The following is a 25,347-nucleotide window of genomic DNA, read 5'->3' as shown; positions in this document are numbered from 1 at the left end:
TCCTCGTCAGGAGGCCCGGCCCAGGCGGGTGATCGCGGTGACGGGGGCCGGTCGGCCGGAGGACCCGGCGCTGGGGCGGACGGCGGGGGAGCGCTGCGGGGTGACGCGGCGGACCGTGGCGGCGCAGAGGGCGGCCGACAGGGCCAGGCACGCCAGCTCCAGGAAGCCCAGCCCGGTGAGGCTGTCGAGCGCGTCGAGCGGGAGGACGATGGTGAACACCGCCAGCGTCGCCAGCCAGCTCAGCCACCAGCCCGTCACCAGGGCCACCCGGCCGCGCCGGCTCTCCTCCGCCGGGCCGGTCGCCCGCCACGTCTCGTACACCAGCACCGCCGGCGCCACCAGGTTGACGCCAGGGATGAGCCAGGCGGCGGCCACCGTGCTCCGGGCCGCGGGCAGGGCGCCGGCCTGGCGGACGCGCACCAGCCACGTGGTGTGGGCGGCCGCGGCGGCGATCGTGGTGGCCAGGGCGATCAGCAGCAGCACCGCGAACACCGTCGCCGCGCCGGCCAGCGCGTCGGCGTCGGGGCCCGACGGCCGCCCGCCGAACTCGGCCAGCTCGGCGGCCAGCTGTCTGCCGCGCACCTGCTCGAAGACCACCAGAGCGCCCAGGGAGAGTACCTGCGCGGCGAGTGTCACGTAGACGGTGGTGGCGGCCTTGCTGACGACCTTGCTCGCGGACGTGGTAGCGGCTTTGGTGGGCGGTGCCTGGGCAAAGCGCACGATGTTCTCCCCCGGGCCATACGGTGGGTTCTGATTCACTTGTATCCCGGAGGCTGACCCGCTAATCAGCTCACGACACCCGATTCCCAGGCCCACGCGGCGATCTCCACCCGGTTCCTGGTGCCCAGCTTGGTGAAGATGCTCCCGAGGTGCGTCTTCACCGTCGACAGCGACACGAACAGCTCGGCCGCCACCTCCTGGTTGGTGCGTCCCCTGGCGACCAGCCGCACCACGTCCAGCTCGCGGTCCGTCAGGGGTTCCGGCAGGGGCGCGGGGGAGCGGCGGGGCCCGGACAGGTGCCGCAGCAGCCGCACCGTCACCGACGGCGACACCAGCGACTCGCCGCCGGCCGCCGCCTTGACCGCCTCCACCAGCAGCGTCGGCCCGCTGTCCTTGAGCAGGAACCCGGTGGCGCCCGCCCGCAGCGCCCCGTACACGTACTCGTCCAGGTCGAAGGTGGTGACGATGACCACCCGCATCGGGTTCTCGACGCCGGGCCCGGCCAGCGCCCGGGTCGCCTCCAGGCCGTCGAGCCTGGGCATCCGGATGTCGAGCAGGCACACGTCCGGGCGCAGCCGCCTGGCCTCGGAAACCGCGTCGGCGCCGTCGGCGACGGCCGCCACCACCTCCATGTCCGGTTGCGCATCCAGAATCATCTGAAATCCGGTGCGTACCAATTCCTGATCATCGGCGATGAGAACCCGAATAGTCACGCCCAAACTCTAGAGTCAACCGAACGGCCGATGCGGACCGTACGCATGGCCGATCCGCCGCCCCCGTCCGTCCCGGCAGGCTCGGAGCCATGAACGACGTGCTTGTGGGGCGGGCTCTCGCCAAACGGTTCGGGCAGACGGTGGCGCTGGGCGGGGTGGACATCGCGGTGCGCGCCGCGGAGGCGGTGGCGATCATGGGGCCGAGCGGCTCCGGCAAGTCGACGCTGCTGCACTGCCTGGCCGGGATCATGAAACCGGACGCGGGCGAGGTCCACCTGCTCGGTCAGCGCATCGACGACCTGGGCGAACGGAAGCGCAGCGCGCTGCGCCGCACCCGGTTCGGGTTCGTGTTCCAGTTCGGCCAGCTCCTGCCCGAGCTGCCCGCCGAAGAGAACGTGGCGCTCCCGCTCATGCTCGGCGGCGTCGCCCGCCAGGACGCGGTGCGGACCGCGCGGCAGTGGTTCGGCCCGCTCGGGCTGGGCGGCATGGAGGGCAGGCGGCCGGGCGAGCTGTCCGGCGGTCAGGCGCAGCGGGTGGCCATCGCCAGGGCGCTGGTGACCAGGCCGGCCGTGGTGTTCGCGGACGAGCCCACCGGGGCGCTCGACCAGGCCACGGGCCACGAGACGATGCGGCTGCTGGTGGAGGCCACCAAGCACAACGACGCCTCCCTGATCGTGGTCACCCACGACCCGAACGTGGCGGGCTGGTGCGACCGCACGGTCGAGGTCCGCGACGGCAGGCTGCTGGCGGGCGGGGTGCCGGCGTGAACCTCGATCTGACGTGGCGGCTGCTCAAGGGCGGCGGCCGCCGCGGCCTGCTCGGCACCTGGCTGACGCTGGGGGCGGTCGCGGTGGCCACGGCGCTGCTGCTGTTCGCGGTGACGGCCAACTTCGCCTTCCAGGCCAGGGGCGACCGGGACGCGTGGCGCAACCCGGTGGCGGCGGGGAGCGGCGCGACGGCCGTGGAGGCCGCCCGGTTCGACTACGTACGGGACGAGCGGATGACGGTCGTGGACGTGGCGGCGCTGCCCGGGAAGGCCCCCGCGCCGCCGCCGGGGCTGGACCGCTTCCCCGCGCCGGGCGAGGCGTGGCTGTCGCCCGCGCTGGCCGAGCTGGCGGAGGAGCTGCCCGCAGACCAGTTGGCGGCCCGTTTTCCCGCCGTGACCGGCGTGCTCGGCGAGGAGGCGCTGGCCTACCCCGGTGAGCTGGTGGCCGTCGTCGGGCACCGGCCGGACGCGCCCGTCATGACCGCCGAGCGCAGCGACGACTGGATCGCCGGCCGGCCGCCCACCCCCGTCGCGGACTTCACCGGCAGGGTGTCGGAGGACGCGGAGGCGTACCAGGTGCTGGCGCTGATCGCGAGCGTGCTCATGGTGGTGCCGCTGCTGGTGTTCGGCGGGGCCGCGGCCCGGCTCACGGTCGCCAGGCGCGACCAGCGGCTGGCCGCGCTGCGGCTGGTCGGCGCGACGCCCGGGCAGGTCGTCGGGATGACGGTGGCCGAGGCGGTCATCGTGGCGTTCGCCGGCGCGGTCGCCGGGACCGCGGCGTACGCGGCGGCCGTGCCGCTGCTGACGCGGATCGAGATCGGCGGCGGGCCGTGGTTCGCCGCCGACCTGTGGCCGCACCCGCTGGTGCTGGCCGGCGCGCTCGTCGCGGTGCCGCTGCTGGTCGGGCTGTCGGCGGTGGCCGGGCTGCGGCGGGTGGTGGTCAGCCCGCTGGGCGTGGCCAGGCGCCAGACGCCGCCCGGCATGCGGGCGCTGCGGGTGCTCGCGCTGCTGGTGGTGCTGGCCGCCTTCCCCCTGCTGGGCCTGGAGGCCAGTGTGACGGTCATCGCGGTCGCGATCGCGCTGGCCCTGCTCTCGCTCAACCTGGCCGGGCCGTGGGTGGTCGGCCTCATCGGCCGCGTCGCCGCCGCCTTCGCCCGGACGCCCGCTCTGCTGCTGGCGGGGCGCAGGCTCGTGGACGATCCGCGCTCGGCCTGGCGGACGGTCAGCGGGGTCGCGCTCACCGGGTTCGTCGCCGGGTTCCTCGGGATGCTCAGCCCGGGGGCGTTCTCCAGCGGGGCGTCCCACGCGGAGTTCCGGCTCGCCGTGGTGGAGGGGCGGCCGGCGGTGGTCGCCGAGCAGGCGCGCGAGCGGATGCGGGACGCCGGGCTCGCCGCCCGGGTCGAGCACTCGGAGAAGCTCGTCACGGTGACGGTGACCGGCGACGCCGCCCCGGCCGCAGGTGACGGGGCTGCCGGTGACGCGGGCAAGGGCGACGCGGTCGCCGGTGACGGGGGCGGTGTCGGGGTGGTGGCCGTCGATCGGGCGCGGACCGCTCTGGCGGGGCTCGTTCCCGGGCGGACGCCGACCAGTGAGGCCGACGACCAGCGGTTCGGCTTTCAGCTGCTGGACGACGTCCGGGTGGGCACGGTGGTGGTGCTGTCGGTGTCGTTCCTGGTGGCCATCGCCAGCGCGGGGATCACCGCGGCCTCGTCGGTCCTCGACCGGCGTCAGACGTACGGACTGCTGCGGCTGGCCGGCACCCCGCTGACCGTGCTGGACCGGGCACGGCGGGCCGAGACGCTGATCCCGCTCACCGTGATGGGCGGCGGCACGATCGCGGCCGGGGTGTTCTGCGCGACGCCGTTCATGCTGGGCGCCCCGAACCTGAGCGGGGCGGTCATGCTGGGGATCTGCGTGGCGCTGGGCTTCGCGGGCGTGCTCGGGGCCGGGGCGCTGAGCAGGCCACTGCTGGTGGCGGTCACCACCGACCCGTCACCTCGCCCCGACTGACCGGGCAGGAGGGACCCAGGCCTCGATGCGCTCGCGGGCACTCGTCGATCGGGAGCGGGCAGTCGAGCGCCTGCTCGATCAGGTCCTCGGCCGCCTGTGCGCGGGCGACGCGCCGCTCCGGCTCGGCGATGTGATCGCGGAGCACGTCGCTAGGCCCGCAGCACGGTGACCTGGCGGCCGGACGGGGTGGTCGCCTCCTCGAAGGCGCCTCGTTGGTTCCACGGCGGGGCCTCGGGGCGCCGGTCGAAGATCACCAGGACGCCGGTGGTGAGGCTGAGGCGGTCCAGGTAGCCGTCGAGCTGGGCCAGCCCTTCGGTCAGCGGGTCGTCCTTGCCTGCTCGCCAGACCTTGAGCTCCATCGCCTCGCGCTGCATCAGCCGCTCGCCGCCGGGGCCGGTGTAGGGCCAGCGGACGAGCACGTCGAGGCGTTTGGTGCCGGCGGCGTACTCGCGATCGAGATAGCCGCCGCCGTTGACCAGGCGGTGCAGGAAGGCCATGAGGATGATCTGGCAGGCGGCCTCGTGGTAGTTCTCCTGACGGATGAGCACCTCCCCGTGCTCGCGCCAGAAGACCACGAACTCCTCCAGCAGCCGGGGCAGGTCGAACCGGCCGTCCGGCAGCACGAAACTCCGCGGGTCCGCGCGCACGTTCTGTTGCGATGAATCGCCCAGCACGCGCAGGATGACCTCCCGGTAGATTGGGTTGGCCACCTCCAGCGGGGGTTTCTGCTTGATCAGCCCCAGGTCACGGACGTAGGACAGATCGTCGGACAGGGCGGAGTCGGTGTAGAGGTCGCCGGCCACGATCGGTTCCATCACCCGCTTGACCCGGGGCTCGTGCAACCGCGCGGCCAGGGAGTCCAGGTGGACGGCGCGCGCCCTGATCAACCGCTCCTTGGCCTCGTCCACCTGCCCGGCGGTGACGGCGCCGGTCACCCCCATCTCGAAGATGATCTCGTGGGCCACGGCATTCACCAGCCACGGCTGACCCTGCGTCAGCTCGAACACCCGCTCCACCGCGTCCTTGGTGAACTCCTGTCCGGTCGCCTCGGTGTGCTGGCCGTACAGCTCGCCGATCTGGCCGGCGGTGAAGTCGCCCAGGCGCAGCGACTTGGTGACGATGTTGAACGGGCTGGTGGGGTTGCACCGGCCCGGGTCTGCGCCCACGGCGGTCTTGTAGTCGCGGACGTCGCGCAGCCCGCACAGGATCACGGACGCGGGGAACGGGTGCCCGTCCGGGCGGGCGTTGTGACCGTCCCTGAGCTGGCAGAGGAAGCTGACCAGGCTGTTGCCCTGCAGGGCGTCGATCTCGTCGAAGAACAGCACCACCCGGCGCGGACTGCGGCGGCACCACTCGCTCAGGCCCGTACCGAATAGGGTGCCCGGCGTGGCCTCCGGCCAGGGGTCCGGCGGGAGCAGTTTCTTCGGCCAGCCCGATCGCTCGGCGGCCTCGCGGATGGATTTCAGCAGGATCGACTCTCCCCAGCCGACGTCGTCACCGGCCACCTTGGCGCGCTCGCAGGAGAACGCCAGGGCCGCGATGTCGCCTTCGGCCGTCAACTCCGACGCCAGGGTGCGCAGACCCGTCGTCTTGCCGGTCTGCCGGGGCGCGTGGACCACGAAGTAGCGATCCATGTCGATCAGCGTCCGAGCCTCGGGAAGCCGGGGCGTGGGCGGGATCATGTAGTGGAGCCGGGGGTCACACGGGCCCGCGGTATTGAAAGATTTCGCTCGGGGTGCGCGCATAATCACATACTGTCATCACTCCTATGTTGAGCGATGACGATTCAGCCCGCTGCGGTGGGGTCCTCCGCTCAGCCGAGCACCAGGTCGCGGATGGTCCGTAGGGACGGCTCGTCGCGCGGGCCCATGACGAGCAGCGACGTGACCGGCGACTTGTGCCACGGCTCCAGGCGTTCCTTGATCCGCCCCGGCGGGCCGACCAGGGAGATGCCGTCGGCCAGCTCGTCCGGGATGGCGCGGAACGCCTCGTCCTTGCGGCCCGCCAGGTAGAGGGCCTGGATGTGCTCGGCGGCCTCGGCGTAGCCCATCCGGCCGATGATGTCGGCGTGGAAGTTGCGGTGCCTGGCCCCCATGCCGCCGATGTACAGGGTCAGCATCATCTTGACCCCGTCGAGCGCCGCCCGCACGTCGTCGGAGATGATCACCATGACCATGGCCGCGATGTCGAAGTCGGGGTCGCGCGAGGCGAGCGCGTCGCCGTACATCTCCTCGATCTTGGAAGGGAACGCGAACAGCGGCAGCCAGCCCTGGGCGACCTCGGCGGCGAGTGCGACGTTCTTCGGGCCCTCGGCGCCCAGGTAGACGGGGATGTCCTCGCGCAGCGGGTGGGTGATGAGCTTGAGCGGCTTGCCCAGGCCGCCGGGCAGGGGGAGCGGGTAGTGCGGGCCGTCGCTGGTCACGGGCTCCTCGCGGCGCCACACCTTCCGCATGATCTCGACGTACTCGCGCGTACGGGCCAGCGGTTTGGCGAACGGCTGGCCGTACCAGCCCTCGACCACCTGCGGCCCGGACGCGCCCACGCCGAGCAGCAGCCGGCCGCCCGTCAGGTGGTCGAGGGTCATGGCGGTCATGGCCGTGGTGACCGGCGGGCGGGCGGAGAGCTGGGCGACGGAGGTGCCCAGCTTGATCCGCGACGTGCGCGCCCCGTACCAGGCCAGCGGCGTGAACACGTCGGTGCCGTACGCCTCCGCGGTCCACACCGAGTCGTAGCCGAGCCGTTCGGCGGCCAGCACCGACTCGGTCGCGTCGTCGGCGTGGCGCTGCCAGTAACCGACGTTCAGGCCGAGCTTCATCGACACCTCCGGAATCTAGTTCTATTACCCCCGGCCGCGGCGGGGGTGTCAATGCGTCGTCGGCAGGGGAAGCCTGACCCTGTGCTCCTGCGCTGTCTGGCCTGCGTCCTGCTCCTGCTGTCGCTCACGGCCGAGCCCACGGGCGCCTCCCGGAGGTCGCCGAACATCGTGGTCATCATGGCCGACGACCTGGAGGCCGGGACCCTCGCGCACTTTCCCCAGATCACCCGCCATCTGGTGCGGCAGGGCATGTCGTTCGACCGGTTCTTCACGGCCGACTCCTGGTGCTGCCCGTCGCGCTCGTCCATCCTGCGCTCCCAGTACGTCCACAGTCATGGCGTATGGACGAACACCGCCCCGGAAGGGGGATTTGAGCGCTTCAACGGCTTGGGTCTGGAACGTTCCACTATCGGGACTTGGATGCAGGATGCCGGGTATCGCACCGCGTATATGGGCAAGTACCTCAACCACTACCCAGGCCCGATGCCCGAGACGTACGTGCCGCCCGGCTGGGACACCTGGCACGTGCCCGTGCGCGGCCTCTACAACGAGTACGGCTACCGGCTCAACAGCGACGGCCGGCCGGTCGAGTACGGCTGGGGCGAGCATGACCACCTCGCCGACGTGCTGGCCGGCAAGGCGAGCGACTTCATCGCCGCGGACGGGCGGCCGTTCTTCCTCTTCCTGGCGCCGGTCGCGCCCCACCTGCCGGCCAACCCTCCGGTACGGCACGCGGAGGCGTTCACCGAGGCCACGGCGCCCAGGCCGCCGTCGTTCAACCAGGAGGACGTGAGCAAGGAGCCCGCCTGGCTGCGCGACCGGCCCCCGCTGAGCCAGAGCGAGATGGACAGGGCCGACCAGCTGTACCGCACCAGGCTGCGGGCCATGCTGGGGGTGGACGACCTCGTGGGCTCGGTGATGGACGCGCTGGCGAAGACGGGCCGGCTGCGTGACACGTACGTGTTCTTCACCTCCGACAACGGGTTCCACCTGGGCACGCACCGGTTGGCCCAGGGCAAGACCACGCCGTTCGAGGAGGCGATCCGGGTGCCGCTGGTGGTGCGCGGGCCCGGCGTGCCGGCCGGGGCGTCGGCCGGGGAGCTCAGCGCCACCGTCGACCTGGCCCCCACCATCGCGGAGCTGGGCGGGGCGCGGGTGCCGTCGTTCGCCGAAGGCCGGTCGATGACGCCGCTGCTGCGCGGCGGGCGGCCGGCCGGGTGGCGGGAGAACGTGCTCGTCGAGTTCGCCAGACCGGCCAACCGCCGGTCGGCCGCGCAGACGCCGGTGCCCGGCTACCGTGCCGTGCGGACCCGCCGCCACCTCTACGTCGCGTACGAGACGGGGGAGGAACAGCTCTACGACCTGCGCAAGGACCCCTACCAGCTGCACAACCTCGCCGCCTGCGCGAACCCCGGGCTGCTGAAGGACCTGCGGGCCCGGCTGGACGCGATGCGTTCCTGCTCGGGCGCGGCCTGCCGGGTCGCCGACACCCTGACCCCCGGCTGACTGTCAGAACAGCGACGGGTAGGCGTCCGCCAGGTGGTCGGCGACCGCGCGGGCCGCTTCCTCCGGGTCGGCCGCGCGGATCGCGGCGAGGATGCGCACGTGCCCGGCGCGCAGCACCGTCGTGTCGCCCAGCTGTTCGACGGCTTCCACCGCGTGCCGCCGCATGGAGTCGCGCAGCGAGCGCATGAACGCGGCGATCAGCCGGTTGCCGGACGCGTCCGCGATCGCGCAGTGGAAGGCGGTGTCGTGCTCGACGAACTCCTCCGCCGACCGCGCCGCGTCCATCCCCGCCAGCGCGACGGCGAGCGCGGAGGTGTCCGCGGCGGCCGAGGCGGCGCGGGCGGCCGCCCAGCGCTCGATCATCAGCCGGGTGTCGATCACCTCGCGCGGCTCCAGGCTGGCCAGCCCGAGGTGCAGCCTCAGCAGGTCGGTCAGCGTGTGGTCGGGCCGGGAGATCAGCACCGCGCCCGCGTCCGGCCCCCGCCCGACCTGGGACGTCACCACGCCGAGCGTCTCCAGCACGCGCATCGCCTCGCGCACCGACGAGCGGCTCACGCCGAGCTCCTCGGCGAGCTGCCGCTCCGCGGGCAGCCGGTCGCCCGCGGTCAGCCCGTCGTCCGCGATCCGGCGCTCCAGCTGGGCGAGCACGTCCTCGAACGTGCGGGTCCGTTTCGGGCGGGTATCAGGCAACGGGACCTCCTTCGAGGATTGCGTTCCTCTATGGTCCGACCATACTGTGGTCAGACCATACCCGGAAGGAGAAGCGTGCGAGTCGCCCTGTTTCTCACGTGCGTGAACGACACGCTCTTCCCCGGCACCGGCAAGGCCGTCGTGTCGCTGCTGCGCCGGCTGGGCTGCGAGGTCGACTTCCCGGCCGCGCAGACCTGCTGCGGGCAGATGCACCTCAACACCGGCTATCCGCAGGAGGGCGTGCGGCTGGCGCGCCACTTCACCGAGGTCTTCGCCGGCTACGAGGCGGTGGTCGTCCCCTCCGGGTCCTGCGCCGCGATGATCCGGGAGCAGTACCCCAAGCTGGTCAAGCCCGGCAGCAAGGGAGCAGCGGCCGTCGGGCGGGTGGTGCCGCGGGTGCACGAGCTGACCGAGTTCCTGCTGGACGTGCTGAAGGTCGAGGACGTGGGGGCCTACTTCCCGCACCGGGTGACCTACCACCCGACCTGCCACTCGCTGCGCGGGCTCCACCTCGGCGACCGCCCCGTGCGGCTGCTGGGCCGGGTGCGCGGGCTGGAGCTGGTCCAGCTTCCGGGCGCCGAGGAGTGCTGCGGCTTCGGCGGCACGTTCGCGATGAAGAACGCGGCCGTCTCCGCAGCCATGGGCGCCGACAAGGCGCGCAACGTGCTGGGCACCGGCGCCGAGGTGCTGTGCGCGGCCGACAACTCCTGCCTGATGCACATCGGCGGCACGCTGGCCCGCCAGAAGACGGGGGTACGGGTGATGCACATCGCGGAGATCCTGGCCGCCACGGAGGCGGGCGGATGAGCGCCACGTTCCTCGGCATGCCCGGGAGTTTCCCGAAAAACGCCGAAAAGGCCGTACAGAACTCGCAGCTTCGCTACAACCTGCGCAAAGCCACCCACACGATCCGAGGCAGGCGCGCGAGCGTCGTCGGCGAGCTGCCCGACTGGCAGGAGCTGCGCGCGGCAGGCAAGGCCATCAAGGACGAGACGCTGCGCCACCTCGACCGCTACCTCCTCCAGCTGGAGGAGGCCGTCACGGAGGCGGGCGGCCACGTGCACTGGGCGCGCGACGCCGCCGAGGCCAACCGCATCGTCACCGATCTGGTCAAGGCCACCGGCGAGACCGAGGTCGTCAAGGTCAAGTCGATGGCCACCCAGGAGATCGGCCTGAACGAGGCGCTGGCCGAGCACGGCATCGCCGCCTACGAGACCGACCTGGCCGAGCTGATCGTCCAGCTCGGCGACGACTTCCCCAGCCACATCCTGGTGCCGGCGATCCACCGCAACCGGGCCGAGATCCGCGAGATCTTCCTGGACCGGATGGGCGACGCCCCCGAAGGGCTCACCGACGAGCCCGCCGCGCTGACCGAGGCCGCCCGCCTCCACCTGCGCGAACGGTTCCTCAGGAGCAAGGTCGCCGTCTCCGGCGCCAACTTCATGGTCGCCGAGACCGGCACGCTCGTGGTGCTGGAGTCCGAGGGCAACGGCCGCATGTGCCTGAGCCTGCCCGAGACGCTCATCAGTGTGGTCGGCATCGAGAAGCTGGTGCCGTCCTGGCGCGACCTCGAGGTGTTCCTGCAACTGCTGCCGCGCAGCTCCACCGGCGAGCGGATGAACCCCTACACCAGCACCTGGACGGGCTCGGCCGAGGGCCAGGAGTTCCACCTGGTGCTGCTCGACAACGGCCGCACCGGCGTGCTCGCCGACGAGGTGGGCCGCCAGGCGCTGCGCTGCATCCGCTGCTCGGCCTGCCTGAACGTGTGTCCCGTGTACGAGCGGGCGGGCGGCCACGCCTACGGCTCGGTCTACCCGGGCCCGATCGGCGCCATCCTCACCCCGCAGCTGCGCGGCATGGGCTCCGACCTGGACGCCTCGCTCCCGTACGCGTCCAGCCTGTGCGGCGCCTGCTTCGAGGCCTGCCCGGTGGCGATCGACATCCCCGAGGTGCTCGTCCACCTGCGTGCCGAGGCCCCGCACGGGGCCGCGGAGCGCGCGGGCATGCGGCTGGCCGGCTGGGTGTTCGGCGACCGGGCCCGCCTGGCCGGGGTCCAGCGCCTGGCCTCGCGGCTGCGCAAGCTGGTGCCGAAGAGGCTGCCCGGCCCGCTGTCGGCCTGGACCGACACCCGCGACCTGCCGGACATCCCGGAAGAACCGTTCAGGGACTGGTGGGAAAGAGAGGAGCGGCATGGGCGCCCGTGAGGAGATACTCGGCCGGATCCGGCAGGCCGTGCGCGGCGCGCCCGAGGTGGAGATCCCGCGCGGCTACCGCACCGCGCCGCCGGTGGACGACCTGGCCGGCCTGTTCGCCGAGCGGGTGCGCGACTACCGCGCCATCGTGCACGTGCTGCCCGCCGCCGAGGTGCCCGCCGCGATCACCGAGCTGGTACGGGGGCGCCGCATGGTGATCCCCGACGGACTCCCGCCCGAGTGGTCGGAAGGCGCCGAGCCCGCCGGCGGGTCGCTGGCCGAACTGGACGCCGCCGACGGCGTGGTGACCGGCTGCGCGGTCGCCATCGCCGAGACCGGCACCATCGTCCTCGACACCGGCCCCGGCCAGGGCACCCGCGCGCAGACGCTGGTGCCCGACTACCACCTGTGCGTGGTGCTGGCCGGCCAGATCGTGGCGGGCGTCCCCGAGGCGGTGGCCCGTCTCGACCCGTCACGCCCGCTCACCTGGATCAGCGGCCCGTCCGCCACCAGCGACATCGAGCTGAACCGGGTCGAAGGCGTGCACGGCCCCAGGACCCTGGAAGTGATCGTCAGTACCTGAGCACCGCCGCGACGTCCTCCACCTGGTCGGTGAACCAGATCTCGGCGTCGGTCATCGCCGCCGCCCTGACGAGGGCCGAGTCGGCGCGCTCCTGCACCGGGTGCTCCACCCCCCACGTGCGGAGCTCCCCGGCGTCGCGCGACACCTGCGTCGCCCCCTCGCCGATCCAGACGGTGCGCGGCAGCTCGCCGGGCATCAGCAGCGCGTGCACCCGGCCCTCGCGCAGCGCCTGCGCCACCCGGGCCACCCCGGTCGGGCCGTCCTGCTCGCCGTGGCGGTTCAGCAGCTCGGCCCTGCGGTCGTCCAGCCAGCCGCCGAGCGCGGTCTCCACGTCCTGCTCGAACCCGCCGGTCGCGTTGCGGTGGCCGCGCTCCAGCATCTGGATGCGGCCGGTGGACCGGGGGCCGAGATGGTCGCAGAGCAGCGAGCGCGAATGCGGCTCGCCCGCCACCAGCACGAGCTGGGCGTCGGTGCGCCGCACCTGCTCGTCGACCTCCTGGGCGACGGCCACGGCGTTCTTCTCCCAGGTCTCCTCCACCGCCTTCTCGTAGTGCCGCTGGGAGAAGCCGCCCTGCGCGGTCTTCTGCAGCGGCCACTCCTCGGCCTCGACGGTCGTCTTGCGCGGCGAGCCGTTCCCGTGCACCGAGACGTCCGCGCCGGCGTGGTCGATGATCACCCGCAGGTGCGGCACGCGCTCGCCCCGCTGCATCAGCATCGGGGTGACGAGCGGCAGCGGCGAGAACGCCGCCAGCGGGCGGGGCGCCTCCGGCAGCGGCTCCGACAGCACCACGTCGCCGTGCACGGCGAACACCGCCCGTCCCGGTCCCGGGCTCAGCACCTCCTCACGCAGCGCCTCGGACTCGGTGCCGCCGGCCCGCTCCAGCTCGTCACACAGGCTCGTCCACAGGGCGGACCGGTCCCGCGCGGTGAGCCCGCCCACGTACACCGACGCGTACGGCCCCGGGCGCTCGTAGAGCGGCCGGATGAAGTCGAGTCGCACGTGTCATCACCTCCGCCTTGCCGCGCCGGGTCCCACGGCCCGGCACACCTCGGGCACGGTCATGTAGCGGCGGGCCGGCAGCGCGCGCAGCAACGTGACCACCTCGTCGGGGGCGCCCATCCGCTCGGCGTGCCGCATCAGGTCGTAAGGGGTGGCGGGGAAGTCGGCGTCGCTCAGCCACGCGGCCAGGTCGCCGCGGACGCCTGCGGGGCCTCCCTGCCCGGGCGTGTAGCGGTGCACGCGCTCCAGCTGGCCCGGCTCGGGCTCCCGCCACTCCTCGGCGGGCACCGTCCCGACGCCGCGTGGGTTGCCGTCGGGACCGTCGAACCCGTCCGGCTCGTGCCTTCGCTGCTCGTCCATGCGAGGGCTGTGCTCTTTCATCATCGCTCCTCCCGTTGCGCCCCCCTACCCCCGCTTTCGTGGGCAAACATGGCTGATTGTGTACGCTGCCGACGTGTTCGATCCCCGGCTGACCATCACCACCGAGCGGCTCGTTCTGCGCCCGTTCGGCCTCTCGGACGTGGAGCGGATCAGATCCGTCGTCGAGTCGGGCGTCCGGTTCCTGCCTCCCGGCGCCCCGGGTCACCTGGCGTCCGTCTCCCAGTGGCTCGCCAACGGCGTGCACGAGCTCCAGCGCTCAGGCCAGGGCATCCACCTGGCGATGACGGACGGGAACGGGCTCATCGTCGGCGCCATCAGCCTGTTCAAGACCGCGTGGGGCGCCGGCACCACCGAGGTCGGCTACGGTGTGCACCCGCTCCACCGGGGACGCGGGTTCGCCACCGAGGCGCTGCGCGGGCTGGTCGCGTACGTCTTCGCCGAGACCACGCTGCGCCGCGTCGACCTGACGGCCAACCTGGACAACCTGCCGTCCCTGCATGTGGCCAGGAAAGCTGGCTTCACCTGGGAAGGCGTGCTGCGCGCCGCGGTGCTCGAAGACGACGGGCCGCACGATCTGGTGATCTTCGGGATGCTCCGCGACGACGGCCGGACCCCTGGCGAGACCCTGCCCAGGGCCGAGCTGCGCACCGAACGGCTGCTCATCCGCCCGCCCGCCGAGAAGGACGTGCCGGACCTGGCCGCCACCGGCGCCGACCCGCTCACCCAGGCCATGACCGGCGTGCCGCGCCGCTACGGACAGGCCCACGCCCGCGCCTTCGTCGCGACCTCCGAGCGGATGCGGCTGCGCGGCGACGGCATCGCCTGGGCCGTGGAAGAGCTGGCCGGCGGCCGGTTCGCGGCCAACGTCGACCTCAGGGACGTGGACTGGGCCAACCGGTCGTGCGAGATCGGCTACATGGCCGCGCCGTGGGCGCGCGGCCGGGGCTACACCACCGAGGCCGTCGCCGCCATCGCCCGCTGGCTGCTGCGCGAGCAGCGCTTCCAGCGGCTCAAGCTGCGGGCCGCGGTGTCCAACCCCGCCTCCCAGCGGGTCGCGGAGAAGGCGGGCTTCGTCCGCGAGGGCGTCGAACGCAACGCGCTGCGCGGCGAGGACCTCGTCGTCTTCAGCCTGATCCCGTCCGACCTTTCCTGAGCGGGACCTCTTGGTGAAACGGTGGTGCAACCGTCAATCTGGTGGGTGAGGACGGTGAGGCCCATGATCACGGTTGTCGGGTGGGACGGTTCCGGGCTGTCGGCCAAGGCGGCCGACCGGCTGAAGGCCGCCAGGCTGGTCATCGGCCCCGACCACCTGACCCGGCGGCTGGCCCCGTCCGCCGCCACGGCCCATCCCGGCGGCCTGCTCGACGCCCTCGACGCCCACATGGAGCGGGGCGAGGGCCCGGCCGTCGTGATCGCCGAGGGCGACCCCGGCTTCTTCGGCGTGGTGCGCACGCTGCGCGGCCACGGGCTGGAGCCCGACGTGCTGCCCGCCACCTCGATCGTCACCCGTGCCTTCGCCTGCGCCGGGCTCGACTGGGACGACGCCCTCGTGGTCGCCCCGGCCGGCCCCCACCAGCTCGCCCGCGTGGTCAACGCCTGCCGGGCGCACCCCAAGGTCGCGCTGCTCGTCACCCCCGGCGTCGGCCCCGGCGAGATCGCCAGGGAGCTCGCCCCCACCACCCCGCGCGCGCTCGTCGTCTGCGAGGACCTCGGCGGGCCCGACGAGCGCGTCACCCACAGCCGCATGGGCGAGGCCACCACCCGGCCGTGGAAGGACCCGGACGTGGTGCTCGTGATCGACCCGCTGCACCGCCGGAAGGAGCCCGGCTGGGTGGCGGGCGCCCAGCCGGGACCGGCCGGATGGGCGCTGCCGCTGGAGTCCAGGCTGCCCGCCGAGGTGCGCGCGTACGTGCTCGCCAAGCTCGGGCCCCGGCTCGGCGACCTGGTCTGGGACGTGGGCGCGGGCAACGGCGAGATCGCGGTGGAGTGCGCCAGGTTCGGCGCCGCGGTGATGGCCGTCGAGCGCGACGCCGACGCCTGCGCCCGGCTGCGCGAGAACGTCCTGAGCCACGGCGTCAAGGTGGCGCTCACCCGGGGGCAGGCGCCGCCCGCGCTCGAACCGCTGCCCGACCCCGACGCCGTCTTCGTCGGCGGCGGCGGCCCCGACGTGATCGTCGCCTGCGCCGCCCGCCGGCCCCGCTCGCTGGTGTGCGCGCTGAAGACCGTCGAACGCGTGTCCGCCGTGCTCGACCTGCTGCGCGAGCACGGCTACCGCGCCGAAGGCACCCAGATCCTGGCCTCCGGGCTCGTCATCGGCCCCGACGGCGCGCACAGCCTGAGCTCCGCCGACCCGGTCTTCGTCGTGCACGCGACACCCGCGGGCACTTCCTGACCTGTCGCTCAGCGCCGCACATCGGTTATCCTCGCGTGTCCTCTTCTACGCACCGGAGAACCTTCCCCATGAAGCCGCCGCTCCTGCTTGTCGGGCAGGGCTCCAACGACGACGCCGATTCCGCCGAGTTCGGCAGGTTCGTGCACCGGCTCCGCTGCCGGCTCGACCAGACCGCCGCCGACGTGTCGGGCGGCTACCTCGAGCGGGCCACGCCCCTGCTGAGCGAGTCCGTCGCCTCTCTGGTCGCCCGCGGTCACCACCGCCTGGTGGCGCTGCCGCTGACCCTGAGCCGGACCAACGGCGAACTCCCCGCCGCCCTGGCCCTGGAGCAGCAGCGGCACCCCACCCTCGTGTACGACCACGGCCGGCCGGTCGGCCCCGACCCGCGCGTGCTCGCGCTGCTCGCCGAGCGGCTCAACGACGCCGCCACCGAGATGCCCAGGCCGCGCCCGCTGGAGCTGGTCGGCGCCCGCCCTCGGCTGCGCGCCGTCGACGGCGTCGCGTCCGACGGCGTCCCGCCGCACGTCGAGCCGGGTGAGACCGCCGTCGTGCTGGTCGGTGACGGCTCCACCGACCCGGCCGCCAACGCCGACGTGCACCGCGTGTCCCGGCTGTTCTGGGAGACTCACGCGTACGACTTCATGACCGTGGAGACCGCGTTCGTCTCCCTCACCCCGCCCGGTGTGCCCGGCGGGCTGGAGCGCTGCCGCCGCCTCGGCGCCAAGCGCGTCATCGTCGTGCCCTACCTGCTGTTCGCGGGCGGCACGCTGGAGCGCGTGTGGGCGCAGGCGCTCGCGTACGGCGCCGGCCACCCCGAGCTCGACATCCGCTGCGCCGAGGTGATCGGCGACTGTGAGACGCTGGCCGACGTGGTCATCGACCGCTACGAGGAAGCCCTCCAGCAGCTGGTCCCCTGAACCCCCGGAGGTTCCGTGCTCGCCGAGACACTCGCCGCGCTCCGCCCCGCCGACCCCCGCGCGATCGCCGACGCGCGTGCCCACCAGGACCGGCTCACCAAGCCGCGCGGGTCCCTCGGCGCGCTGGAGGAGGTCGCCGTGCGGCTCGCCGGGGCGGCCGGGGTCAGCCCGCCGCCCATGCCGGAGCCGGCCGCGCTGGCCATCTTCGCCGCCGACCACGGCGTGCACGCCCGCGGCGTCACCCCGTGGCCGCAGGAGGTCACGGTGCAGATGGTGCACAACTTCCTGGCGGAAGGGGCGGTGGCCAACGCCTTCGCCGCCCAGATCGGGGCGTCGGTCACCGTGGTGGACGTCGGCGTCGCCGCCGACCTGCCCGACGACGCCCGCCTGGTCAAGCGGAAGATCGCGTACGGCACCGCCGATCTGTCGCGGGGCCCCGCGATGACCGGCGAGGAGGCCGTACGCGCGCTGGAGGCGGGCATCGGCGTGGCCCGCGACCTGGTGGCGTCCGGCGCCCGGTGCCTGATCACGGGAGACATGGGCATCGCCAACACGACGGCCTCGGCGGCGCTGATCGCGGCCTTCACCGGCCGCGACCCCGCCGCGGTGACCGGCCTCGGCACCGGCGTCACGGAGGAGACCCACGCCCGCAAGATCGCCGTCGTCCGCGAGGCGCTCCAGGTCAACGGCATCCTCATGGAGGGCCGGCCGGATCCGCACGGGCTCAAGCTGCAGGAGGCGTCGCGGGTGCTGGCCGCCGTCGGCGGGTTCGAGCACGCCGCCATCGCCGGCTTCATCCTGGGCGGGGCGGCGGCGCGGGTGCCGGTGATCCTCGACGGCGTGATCGCCGGGGCCGCCGCGCTGGCCGCCGCCGCGCTCTCACCCGCCGCCGTCGACCACTGCGTCGCGGGCCACCGCTCCGCCGAGCCCGGTCATTCCGCCGCGCTGGAGCACCTCGGCCTGCGCCCTCTGGTGGACCTGGAGCTGCGGCTCGGCGAGGGCACCGGCGGGCTGCTGGCCCACCCGCTCGTCTGCGCCGCCGTCCGCGTCATGCACGAGGTCGCCACGTTCGACTCGGCCGGAGTCACCGAGAAGCACATGTGATGATGAAAGGGACAGGAACCACCCGATGAGGTGACCAGTGCCCAGATACGGACCGATGTACGGCCCGGACCTCACCTTCCTCGGCGTCGAACGCTGCGACGTCGACGACCCCGCGAGCTACGCGGACGCGGACGTCGTCATCCTCGGCGCCCCCTTCGACGGCGGGACCTCCCACCGCCCCGGCGCCAGATTCGGCCCGATGGCCCTGCGCCAGGCCTGCTACCTGCCGCAGGACGGCTCCAGGCCCAGCCTCGCGCTGCGCGTGGACGCCCTGCGCGACCTGCGGGTGCTCGACGCCGGCGACGTCGAGTGCTACTCGGGCGACGTGGAGGGCTCACTGGAGGCCATCGAGTCGGCGGTGCACCGGATCGCCGCCTCCGGCGCCGTCCCGGTGGTGCTCGGCGGCGACCACACGGTGGCGCTGCCGGACGCCCGCGGCACCGCCCGCGCGCACGCCCCCGGCCGCACCTCGATGATCCACTTCGACGCGCACGCCGACACCGGGAACATCTCCTTCGGCCACCTGTACGGGCACGGTCAGCCGATGCGCCGGCTGATCGAGTCCGGCGCGATCCGCGGTGACCGGTTCCTGCAGATCGGGCTGCGCGGCTACTGGCCGGAGCCGGAGACGCTGGAGTGGATGGCCCGGCAGGACATGCGCTCCTACGAGATGACCGAGATCGTCGCCCGCGGCCTGGAGGAGTGCCTCACGGAGGCGTTCCGCATCGCCCTGGACGAGTGCGACCAGATCTTCCTGTCCATCGACATCGACGTGTGCGACCCCGGCCACGCGCCCGGCACCGGCACCCCCGAGCCGGGCGGGCTCACGGCCCGGCAACTGCTCGACGCGGTGCGGCGCATCTGCTACGAGCTGCCCGTCGCGGGCATGGAGATCGTCGAGGTCGCGCCCCCGTACGACCACGCCGACATCACGGCGCTCCTCGGCAACAGGGTCGTCCTGGAGGCGCTCTCGGCGATGGCCAGACGGCGCGCCGACGAAGCGGGCGGAGAGCGCTGGGACCCCCGCCGGCCTCTGCTTGACGGCCGTTGACCCCTGCGCAACAAATGACGCGTTGAGAGCCGGTAGGTTTATCCACCTAGCACACAACGTTCGCGAACGGGAGATTCACCCACCATGGGCCCCTACCTCCTCGGCCTGCGGCTTTCCGGTCGCCGGGTCCTCGTCGTGGGTGGCGGGAGAGTCGCCCAGCGGCGGGTGCCCGCGCTGCTCGACGCCGGCGCGGAAGTGACCGTGGTCTCGCCGTCCGTCACCCCCGCTCTGGACGACCTCATCGCCGCGGGCCGGGTCACCTGGCACGCCCGGCCCTACCAGGTGGGCGACTGCGACGGCGCCTGGCTCGTCCAGGCGTGCACCGACGACCGGCCGGTCAACACCGCGGTGGCCGCCGAGGCCGAGGCCAAGCGCATCTGGTGCGTGCGCGCCGACGACAAGGACGCCTCCGCCGCCTGGACCCCGGCCTCCGGCCGGGTCGACGAGATCAGCGTGGCCGTCACCGCGGGCGGCGACCCGCGCAGGGCGGCCGGCATCCGTGACGCCGTGGTGGGCGCGCTGCGCGACGGCACCGTCGACGCCCGGCGCAACCGCACCAAGCCGGTGGGCGTGGCGCTCGTCGGCGGCGGGCCCGGCGACCCCGGGCTGATCACCGTACGCGGGCGCCAGCTCCTCGCGCAGGCCGACGTGGTCGTCGCCGACCGGCTGGCGCCCCGCGCCCTGCTCGACGAGCTGGCCCCCGATGTCGAGCTGGTCGACGCCGCCAAGGTGCCCTACGGCCGGTCCCTCTCCCAGGAGAAGATCAACGAGCTGCTGGTGGAGCGCGCCAGAGAGGGCAAGTTCGTGGTCCGGCTCAAGGGCGGCGACCCGTTCGTGTTCGGGCGCGGCGGCGAGGAGATGATCGCCTGCGCCCGGGCCGGCATCCCCGTGCTGGTCGTGCCCGGCATCAGCAGCGCCGTCGCGGTGCCCGCCGCGGCCGGTGTCCCCGTCACGCACCGCGGGGTGAGCCAGGAGTTCCACGTCATTTCGGTGCATGTCGCGCCGGACGACCCCCGGTCCACCGTCGACTGGCCCGGCCTGGCGCGTTCCCGTGGCACCCTGGTGCTCATGATGGCCGTCGAGCGGCTGCCCGCGGTCGCCGAGGCCCTCATCCGAGACGGACGTCCACCGGAGACTCCCGTAATGGTGGTGCAGGACGGTACCCTTCCGACCCAGCGGGCGGTCACCGCTTCGCTTTCCACCGTGGCCGAACGCGTGTCCGCGGCTGGGATACGGCCACCGGCGATCATCGTCGTCGGCGATGTCGTCGAGGTCGGCCAGGAGGTCGAGATGGTTCGAGCGGAGCGCCTGCCTTGAACACCGCCATGGATGACGGGCGCGGAGAGCGGCCAGGGGAGCAGACCCTGAGCCTCCCCGCCATTACCGACGCGCCCCCGGGCCCCCCGGCGGACCTACCCGCCGAGCAAAAGCGGGCTGCGGGCCGCCCGCCAGGCGCGAAGCCGGAACGCGAGGCCTCGGGGACGGCTGCGGGACAGCCGGATGGCCACCGCCCGTCAGGCGTGAAGCCGGAACGCGAGGCCTCGCGCCCTCCGGAGGGCTCCGCCGCCCGACCCGAGAGGGAGTCTCCCGCCGGGAGGCGGGCCGGCGAGCGCTCCGAGCCCGAGTTCGATGCCTTCGCGCCGTTCGTCTCCGGGGACTCGAAGCCGGGTCCCGAGGCGCCCGCTGAGCCGCAGTTCGACGCCTTCGGCCCGGTCGTCAGGGGATCAGGGGCCGCGGCTGCCGAGCCGGAGCCCGCGACCGGGGAGGAGACGGACCAGGCTCCGGAGGAAACTCCTGCGGCCAAGCGCGAACCGGTCGCCGTCGAGGACTCCGAGCCGGAGGCACCCGCCGAGTCCGAGGCCGCCGAGCCCGGCCTTCCGGCCGAAGCACCCGGGGACGGCGCTGACGAGAAGGCCGTCGCCGACGAAGACGAGGCGGACTCCGTACCGGAGGAGCCCGAGGCGAAGTCCGTACCGGAGGACTTCGGCGACGAGCCGGACTCCGTACGGGAGAGTCCCGAGACCGAGGCGGAATCCGTGCCGGAGGAGCCCGGGGCCGGGGCGGAATCCGTGCCGGAGGAGCCCGGGGCCGGGGCGGAATCCGTGCCGGAGGAGCCCGGGGCCGGGGCGGAATCCGTAGCGGAGGAGGCTGAGGACGAGGCGGACTCCGTATCTGAGGGGCCCGATGACAAGCCCGGGGCCGAGGCGGACTCCGTACCTGTGGGGCCCGAGGCGGAGGGCGTACGTGAGGAGGAGTTGCCGCCTGAGACCGTGAAGGCGATGGCGGCGGCGCTCGGGGCGCTGCGCGAGAGCGTGGCGTCGCTGCGGTTCGGGCTCGACCTGCCGGGCGCCGGCGAGGCGCGCAAGGCGAGCGGCGAGCTGCTCGCCCAGCTTGAGGACTACGTGCTGCCGAGGGTGCGGATGAACACCGCGCCCGCCCTGATCGTGGTCGCGGGCTCGACCGGCGCGGGCAAGTCCACGCTGGTCAACTCCCTCGCCGAGAAGAACGTGTCGCGCACCGGCGTGCGGCGGCCGACCACCGGCGTGCCCGTCCTGGTCTGCCATCCCGACGACCGCCAGTGGTTCGCCGAGGGCGAGCTGCTGGGCGGCCTGCGACGGTTCGACCAGGCCAGGCCCGAGGCGGGCCAGCGCGGCATCGTGATCAGCGCCACGGAGAAGCTGCCCCAGGGCGTGGCGCTGCTCGACACCCCCGACATCGACTCGGTCGTCGAGGAGCACCACGAGATCGCCCACCGCATGCTCGACGCCGCCGACCTGTGGATCTTCGTCACCACCGCCGCCCGCTACGCCGACGCCCCCGCCTGGAACCTGCTCCGCCTGGCCAAGGAGCGCGGCGCCAGGCTGGCCATCGTGCTCTCCCGCGTCCAGGACAGGGCCCGCGAGGTGGTGCTCAAGCACTTCGTCCGGATGCTCACCGAGTACGGCCTGGGCGAGATCGACCGGTTCGTCATCAGCGAGTCGAAGGTCGCCGACGGTCGGCTGCCCGACAGCGAGGTGACCGAGGTGCGGCTGTGGCTCGCCGAGCTGTCCGTCGACGGGGCCCGCCGCGCCCAGGCGGTCAAGGAGACGCTCAACGGCGTGCTCGACAGCTTCCGCACCCGCGTGCCGGCGCTGGCCAAGCACCTGGAGGCGCAGGTCGCCTTCCGCGGTGAGCTGCGCGGCGACGTGGAGGCCGCCTACCTCGGCGCCCTCACGGACCTCGACAAGGCGTTCAGGAGCGGTGCGCTGATCCACGGCGAGGTGCTCGCCCGCTGGCAGGACTTCGCCGGCTCCGGCGACCTGATGCGCTCGCTCCAGCTGCGCAAGCGCGCCAGGAGCGGCAGGCAGACGCCCGAGCGGATCATCGCGTTCAGGGCGGCGCTGCGGGCCGGCCTGGAGTCCGTGATCGTGGCCGCCGCCACCCGCGCGGCTGAGGAGGTGACCGCTCGCTGGCGGCACCGCGCCGAGGTCGGGGCGGCGCTCGCCGACGGCCTGGAGCGACCTTCCGACGACCTCGTACGGCACGCCGGCCGGGCTGTCGCGGCCTGGCAGGAACACGTCACCGAGCTGGTCCGCACCGAGGGCGTGGCCAAGCGGACGGTGTCGAAGCTGGTGTCGTTCGACGCCGACTCGCTGTCGCTGATCTTCATGGTCGCCATGTTCAGCGGCGGCCATGTCGAGGGGGTGCCGCACCGGCTGGTCAAGGCGCTGCTGGGCGCCGAGTCGCTGCGCGGCATCGGCGCCAAGGCGCTGAGCGACCTGCGGGCCAGGATCAGCATGCTGTTCGACGAGGAGTCCATGCGATACGTGCAAGCGCTCGACTCGGCCGGCATCCCCGACGAGTCCGCCGCGACGCGGCTCTACCAGGCCACGTACAACCTTGAGGTCGCACGATGACCACCGTCACCACGCCCAGGCCGGGGCTCTCGTCCCGGCTGTCCGCGCTGTCCAAGGTCGTGGAGCTCGGCCCCGGACGGCTCGACCCCAAGCTGATGTCGGAGGCCGAGTCGCTGCTGCTGCGCGCCGGTGACCGGCTCAAGCTGTCGTCGGAGCACACCGTGGTCGCCCTCGCGGGCGGCACGGGCAGCGGCAAGTCGTCGCTGTTCAACGCCGTCTCGGGGCTGGAGCTGTCGCCGACCGGCGTGCGGCGGCCCACCACCGCCCGCACCCACGCCTGCGTGTGGGGGCTCGAAGGCGCGGCGCCGCTGCTCGACTGGCTGCAGATCCAGTGGCGCCACCGGTTCGCCCGGGCCAGCGCGCTGGACAAGGGCGAGAGCCAGCTGCACGGGCTCATCCTGCTCGACCTGCCCGACCACGACTCGATCAGGGCGCTCAACGACAACGAGGCCGACCGGCTCATCGGGCTGGCCGACCTGGTGGTGTGGGTGCTCGACCCGCAGAAGTACGCCGACGCCTCCACCCACCGCCGCTACGTCACCGAGCTGGCGGGCCACGAGGCGGTGACCGTGTTCGCGCTCAACCAGGCCGACCGGCTCTCCACCGAGGAACTGGCCGAGCTGGTCATCGACCTCAACGACCTGCTCCGCCGCGAAGGCGTCGAGCACCCGACGGTCGTGCCGACCTCGGCCGTCACCGGCCGCGGCGTCGAGAGCCTCAAGAGCGTCGTCGCGGCGGCCGTCTTCCGCCGCCGGGCCGCGATCCAGAGGCTGGAGGCCGACCTCCGCAAGCTGGAGCAGCGGATGACGGCCGCCATGCCGGTCGGGGAGGCGCTGGCCATCCCCGCCGCGGTGGACGAGGCCCGCAAGATGGGCCTGGTGGACGCGCTCTGCGACGCCGTCGGCGTGCCGGCCGTGGGCGAGGCCATGGAGAACATCTACGTCGAGCGCTCCAACCAGTGGGTGGGCTGGCCGTTCCCGCGCTGGGCCGACCGGTTCCGCCCCGACCCGATCAAGAGCCTCCGCCTGGAGGACGTCAGCGACGAGATCAAGGGCATCGCGGCCGGCACCGTGACCGCGCAGGCGGCCGAGGTCACCAACGCCGTCCAGGCGCTGGCCGAAGGGCTGTCGGGCACCATGCACCCGGTGTGGCGGTCGTCGCTCCACCACGCGGCCCGCTCCCGGCTGGGCAAGGTGCCGTCGGCGCTCACCGAGGACCTCACCGAGGTCGCGCCCCAGCTCGACCGGGTGCCCGCCTGGTGGCGGCTGCTCAAGGCGTGGCAGTACGCCCTGGTGGCGGCGTTCGGGTGCGGCGTGCTCTGGCTCCTGCTGGGGCTGCTCATACCGGGCGCGCTGCCGCCGGCGCTGGAGCTGATGGGCGACACCGCGGCGCTGCCGTGGGCGGCGCTGATGACGGTGTCGGTGCTCGGGCTGGGCGCCCTGTCGGGCATCGCCTCACGCAACTTCGTCGAGCTGGGCGCCTCGCGCGAGCGGGAGCGGCTGGAGCGGGAGATGCGGCGGCGGGTGGCGGCGATCGCGGAGAAGATGGTGGTGGAGCCGGTGGAGCGCGAACTCGCCCGCCACCACGCCTTCTACACCGCGATGCGCGGCCTGTCGAGCTGACCTTCCACAGCCTCCGCGCCCGCCGGGCGGTCATCCCCAGAACACCGCTCGGCGGCTTCGCGGGCGGGCCGTGGTCGGCACCGTGGTCCCAGGTCGCGGGCGTCCGGCCCGCCACAGGGGAGGCAACGGATGAACGACATCTACGTCACGCTCACCGGCAACGTCGCGGCGGAGCCGCGTCAATACACCTTCGACGACGGGTCCAAGGTCACCTCGCTCCGGGTGCTCACCGCCCATCGCTACTTCGACAGGAAGTCGGGCCAGTGGGCCGACGGCGAGAAGGTCTGCTTCGCGGTGCGCTGCTGGCGCGCGCTGGGCGACAACGTCGCCCAGTCCGTACGGGTCGGGCAGCCGGTGGTGGTGTCGGGCAAGCTCCGCATCCGCGAGTTCGGCCCGGAGGGTGACCGGCGTTTCATGCCCGAGGTCGAGGCCTCGGCCGTGGGCCACGACCTGCGCTGGGGCACCGGCACCTTCGTCAAGCCCGAGCGGGCGGGCGGCGGCCCGGTGAGCAGGGAGATGCGCGACCGCCTCGACGAGGAGACCCAGGACTGGGCGATGGGCGCCGCCCGCAAGGGGCCGGGCATGGTGGTCAGGGAGATCCCGGCGGACGAGGCCGCGGTGCGCATCATCGGCGCCGACGACAACGAGAAGGAGTCCGAAGACGCCGAGTGGCCACAGGAGGAGCGAGCCGCGGCCTGATGCCCCGTCCATGGCGGGGCGCCGACCCCGGCGTCCGGCCAGGTGGTCCGGTGCCGGCGGTGGCGCGCCGATCCTGGTGTCCGGTCGGGTGGTCTGGCGCTGGAAGTGGCGCGCTGCCTCCGGCGTCCCGCCAGGAGGGCCCGTGCCGGAACGGCGCGTCGATCCTGGTGCCCGGTCAGGTGGTCCGGTGTTGGTGGTGGCGCGCCGATCCTGGTGTCCGGTCGGGTGGTCTGGCGCTGGAAGTGGCGCGCTGCCTCCGGCGTCCCGCCAGGAGGGCCCGTGCCGGAACG

The 25,347-nt window shown here is 73.4% G+C and carries 22 protein-coding genes; 15 read left to right on the top strand and 7 right to left on the bottom strand.

Features of this window, described 5'->3' with window-relative positions; all coding sequences use genetic code 11:
• Positions 1-6 precede the first annotated feature (6 nt).
• Positions 7-720, bottom strand: a complete 714-nt coding sequence (locus ACIBF7_RS29585) for a DUF4328 domain-containing protein (protein WP_397198636.1) — start codon at positions 718-720, stop codon at positions 7-9.
• A 65-nt stretch (positions 721-785) separates the two neighbouring features.
• Positions 786-1,433 (bottom strand): response regulator transcription factor, encoded by a 648-nt coding sequence (locus ACIBF7_RS29580; protein ID WP_148029865.1) that lies wholly within the window; start codon positions 1,431-1,433, stop codon positions 786-788.
• Between the two features lie 89 nt (positions 1,434-1,522).
• Here ACIBF7_RS29580 and ACIBF7_RS29575 point away from each other — a divergent pair, with 89 nt between their 5' ends.
• Positions 1,523-2,200, top strand: coding sequence for an ABC transporter ATP-binding protein (locus ACIBF7_RS29575; RefSeq protein ID WP_148029866.1), 678 nt, complete (start codon positions 1,523-1,525; stop codon positions 2,198-2,200).
• Positions 2,197-4,209 (top strand): FtsX-like permease family protein, encoded by a 2,013-nt coding sequence (locus ACIBF7_RS29570; protein WP_397198635.1) that lies wholly within the window; start codon positions 2,197-2,199, stop codon positions 4,207-4,209. The genes ACIBF7_RS29575 and ACIBF7_RS29570 overlap by 4 nt, the downstream gene beginning before the upstream one ends.
• Positions 4,210-4,358: 149 nt before the next feature.
• On the opposite strand, the gene ACIBF7_RS29565 is transcribed toward ACIBF7_RS29570, so the two are convergent.
• Together ACIBF7_RS29565 and ACIBF7_RS29560 are read right to left on the bottom strand one after the other, a co-directional pair.
• A complete protein-coding gene (locus ACIBF7_RS29565) occupies positions 4,359-5,843 on the bottom strand; it encodes an AAA family ATPase (RefSeq protein ID WP_397198633.1) in 1,485 nt (494 codons plus the stop codon).
• A 179-nt stretch (positions 5,844-6,022) separates the two neighbouring features.
• Positions 6,023-7,024 carry an LLM class F420-dependent oxidoreductase gene (locus tag ACIBF7_RS29560; protein ID WP_148034354.1) on the bottom strand — a complete coding sequence of 334 codons (1,002 nt, stop codon included), beginning with the start codon at positions 7,022-7,024 and terminating at the stop codon, positions 6,023-6,025.
• Between the two features lie 81 nt (positions 7,025-7,105).
• On the opposite strand from ACIBF7_RS29560, the gene ACIBF7_RS29555 reads away from it, so the two are divergent.
• Positions 7,106-8,530 carry a sulfatase gene (locus tag ACIBF7_RS29555; RefSeq protein WP_397198632.1) on the top strand — a complete coding sequence of 475 codons (1,425 nt, stop codon included), beginning with the start codon at positions 7,106-7,108 and terminating at the stop codon, positions 8,528-8,530.
• 3 nt (positions 8,531-8,533) lie between these two features.
• Here ACIBF7_RS29555 and ACIBF7_RS29550 read toward each other — a convergent pair whose 3' ends face one another.
• Entirely contained in the window at positions 8,534-9,220 is a 687-nt protein-coding gene (locus ACIBF7_RS29550; RefSeq protein ID WP_219552495.1) for a FadR/GntR family transcriptional regulator, read from the bottom strand.
• A gap of 75 nt (positions 9,221-9,295) precedes the next feature.
• On the opposite strand from ACIBF7_RS29550, the gene ACIBF7_RS29545 reads away from it, so the two are divergent.
• From ACIBF7_RS29545 to ACIBF7_RS29535, 3 genes are read left to right on the top strand one after another with little or no spacing between them, the layout of a single operon-like run.
• Complete coding sequence (locus tag ACIBF7_RS29545) at positions 9,296-10,027, top strand: (Fe-S)-binding protein (protein WP_219552497.1); 732 nt, start codon at positions 9,296-9,298, stop codon at positions 10,025-10,027.
• Positions 10,024-11,424: a lactate utilization protein B gene (locus ACIBF7_RS29540; RefSeq protein WP_397198631.1), complete on the top strand. Its 1,401-nt coding sequence runs from the start codon at positions 10,024-10,026 to the stop codon at positions 11,422-11,424. Before ACIBF7_RS29545 ends, ACIBF7_RS29540 begins: the two co-directional genes overlap by 4 nt.
• Positions 11,411-11,995: an LUD domain-containing protein gene (locus tag ACIBF7_RS29535; RefSeq protein ID WP_219552501.1), complete on the top strand. Its 585-nt coding sequence runs from the start codon at positions 11,411-11,413 to the stop codon at positions 11,993-11,995. The genes ACIBF7_RS29540 and ACIBF7_RS29535 overlap by 14 nt, the downstream gene beginning before the upstream one ends.
• Here the strand turns inward: ACIBF7_RS29535 and ACIBF7_RS29530 are convergent.
• Both ACIBF7_RS29530 and ACIBF7_RS29525 read right to left on the bottom strand, forming a co-directional pair.
• Complete coding sequence (locus ACIBF7_RS29530; RefSeq protein ID WP_219552503.1) at positions 11,985-12,995, bottom strand: Vms1/Ankzf1 family peptidyl-tRNA hydrolase; 1,011 nt, start codon at positions 12,993-12,995, stop codon at positions 11,985-11,987. The genes ACIBF7_RS29535 and ACIBF7_RS29530 overlap by 11 nt on opposite strands.
• A 6-nt stretch (positions 12,996-13,001) precedes the next feature.
• Positions 13,002-13,355, bottom strand: a complete 354-nt coding sequence (locus ACIBF7_RS29525) for a DUF2795 domain-containing protein (RefSeq protein WP_187281006.1) — start codon at positions 13,353-13,355, stop codon at positions 13,002-13,004.
• Between the two features lie 94 nt (positions 13,356-13,449).
• Here ACIBF7_RS29525 and ACIBF7_RS29520 point away from each other — a divergent pair, with 94 nt between their 5' ends.
• The 9 genes from ACIBF7_RS29520 (at position 13,450) to ACIBF7_RS29480 (ending at position 25,057) form a co-directional block, all read left to right on the top strand.
• The gene (locus ACIBF7_RS29520) at positions 13,450-14,529 is read left to right on the top strand and encodes a GNAT family N-acetyltransferase (RefSeq protein ID WP_397198630.1); all 1,080 of its coding nucleotides are present in this window, start codon (positions 13,450-13,452) and stop codon (positions 14,527-14,529) included.
• 63 nt (positions 14,530-14,592) lie between these two features.
• Positions 14,593-15,768: a bifunctional cobalt-precorrin-7 (C(5))-methyltransferase CbiE/decarboxylating cobalt-precorrin-6B (C(15))-methyltransferase CbiT gene (locus ACIBF7_RS29515; protein ID WP_271278045.1), complete on the top strand. Its 1,176-nt coding sequence runs from the start codon at positions 14,593-14,595 to the stop codon at positions 15,766-15,768.
• A gap of 68 nt (positions 15,769-15,836) precedes the next feature.
• Positions 15,837-16,685 carry a sirohydrochlorin chelatase gene (locus ACIBF7_RS29510; RefSeq protein ID WP_148029878.1) on the top strand — a complete coding sequence of 283 codons (849 nt, stop codon included), beginning with the start codon at positions 15,837-15,839 and terminating at the stop codon, positions 16,683-16,685.
• 15 nt (positions 16,686-16,700) lie between these two features.
• The gene (cobT, locus tag ACIBF7_RS29505) at positions 16,701-17,789 is read left to right on the top strand and encodes a nicotinate-nucleotide--dimethylbenzimidazole phosphoribosyltransferase (RefSeq protein ID WP_148029879.1); all 1,089 of its coding nucleotides are present in this window, start codon (positions 16,701-16,703) and stop codon (positions 17,787-17,789) included.
• A gap of 37 nt (positions 17,790-17,826) precedes the next feature.
• Entirely contained in the window at positions 17,827-18,840 is a 1,014-nt protein-coding gene (speB, locus tag ACIBF7_RS29500) for an agmatinase (protein ID WP_148029880.1), read from the top strand.
• A gap of 84 nt (positions 18,841-18,924) precedes the next feature.
• Positions 18,925-20,157: a uroporphyrinogen-III C-methyltransferase gene (gene cobA, locus ACIBF7_RS29495; protein WP_148029881.1), complete on the top strand. Its 1,233-nt coding sequence runs from the start codon at positions 18,925-18,927 to the stop codon at positions 20,155-20,157.
• 203 nt (positions 20,158-20,360) lie between these two features.
• Positions 20,361-22,736, top strand: coding sequence for a dynamin family protein (locus ACIBF7_RS29490; protein ID WP_397198629.1), 2,376 nt, complete (start codon positions 20,361-20,363; stop codon positions 22,734-22,736).
• Positions 22,733-24,358: an ABC transporter gene (locus ACIBF7_RS29485; RefSeq protein WP_271278048.1), complete on the top strand. Its 1,626-nt coding sequence runs from the start codon at positions 22,733-22,735 to the stop codon at positions 24,356-24,358. The genes ACIBF7_RS29490 and ACIBF7_RS29485 overlap by 4 nt, the downstream gene beginning before the upstream one ends.
• Before the next feature lie 129 nt (positions 24,359-24,487).
• Complete coding sequence (locus ACIBF7_RS29480) at positions 24,488-25,057, top strand: single-stranded DNA-binding protein (protein WP_148029883.1); 570 nt, start codon at positions 24,488-24,490, stop codon at positions 25,055-25,057.
• Positions 25,058-25,347: the final 290 nt, after the last annotated feature.

The organism is Nonomuraea sp. NPDC050478 (assembly GCF_044458265.1).
GTDB classification, from domain to species: Bacteria; Actinomycetota; Actinomycetes; order Streptosporangiales; family Streptosporangiaceae; genus Nonomuraea; species Nonomuraea ferruginea.
The sequence above is the reverse complement of the archived record's forward strand: the minus strand, read 5'-3'. Positions and strand labels throughout refer to the sequence as shown.

Excerpts from the sequence above, each read along its gene's own strand:
- ACIBF7_RS29485 (WP_271278048.1), top strand. The coding sequence starts at position 22,733 with ATGACCACCGTCACCACGCCCAGGCCGGGGCTCTCGTCCCGGCTGTCC.
- ACIBF7_RS29565 (WP_397198633.1), bottom strand. The coding sequence starts at position 5,843 with ATGGATCGCTACTTCGTGGTCCACGCGCCCCGGCAGACCGGCAAGACG.
- ACIBF7_RS29535 (WP_219552501.1), top strand. The coding sequence starts at position 11,411 with ATGGGCGCCCGTGAGGAGATACTCGGCCGGATCCGGCAGGCCGTGCGC.
- ACIBF7_RS29525 (WP_187281006.1), bottom strand. The coding sequence starts at position 13,355 with ATGGACGAGCAGCGAAGGCACGAGCCGGACGGGTTCGACGGTCCCGAC.
- ACIBF7_RS29515 (WP_271278045.1), top strand. The coding sequence starts at position 14,593 with ATGATCACGGTTGTCGGGTGGGACGGTTCCGGGCTGTCGGCCAAGGCG.
- ACIBF7_RS29560 (WP_148034354.1), bottom strand. The coding sequence starts at position 7,024 with ATGAAGCTCGGCCTGAACGTCGGTTACTGGCAGCGCCACGCCGACGAC.
- ACIBF7_RS29510 (WP_148029878.1), top strand. The coding sequence starts at position 15,837 with ATGAAGCCGCCGCTCCTGCTTGTCGGGCAGGGCTCCAACGACGACGCC.
- ACIBF7_RS29540 (WP_397198631.1), top strand. The coding sequence starts at position 10,024 with ATGAGCGCCACGTTCCTCGGCATGCCCGGGAGTTTCCCGAAAAACGCC.
- cobA (WP_148029881.1), top strand. The coding sequence starts at position 18,925 with ATGGGCCCCTACCTCCTCGGCCTGCGGCTTTCCGGTCGCCGGGTCCTC.
- ACIBF7_RS29480 (WP_148029883.1), top strand. The coding sequence starts at position 24,488 with ATGAACGACATCTACGTCACGCTCACCGGCAACGTCGCGGCGGAGCCG.
- ACIBF7_RS29575 (WP_148029866.1), top strand. The coding sequence starts at position 1,523 with ATGAACGACGTGCTTGTGGGGCGGGCTCTCGCCAAACGGTTCGGGCAG.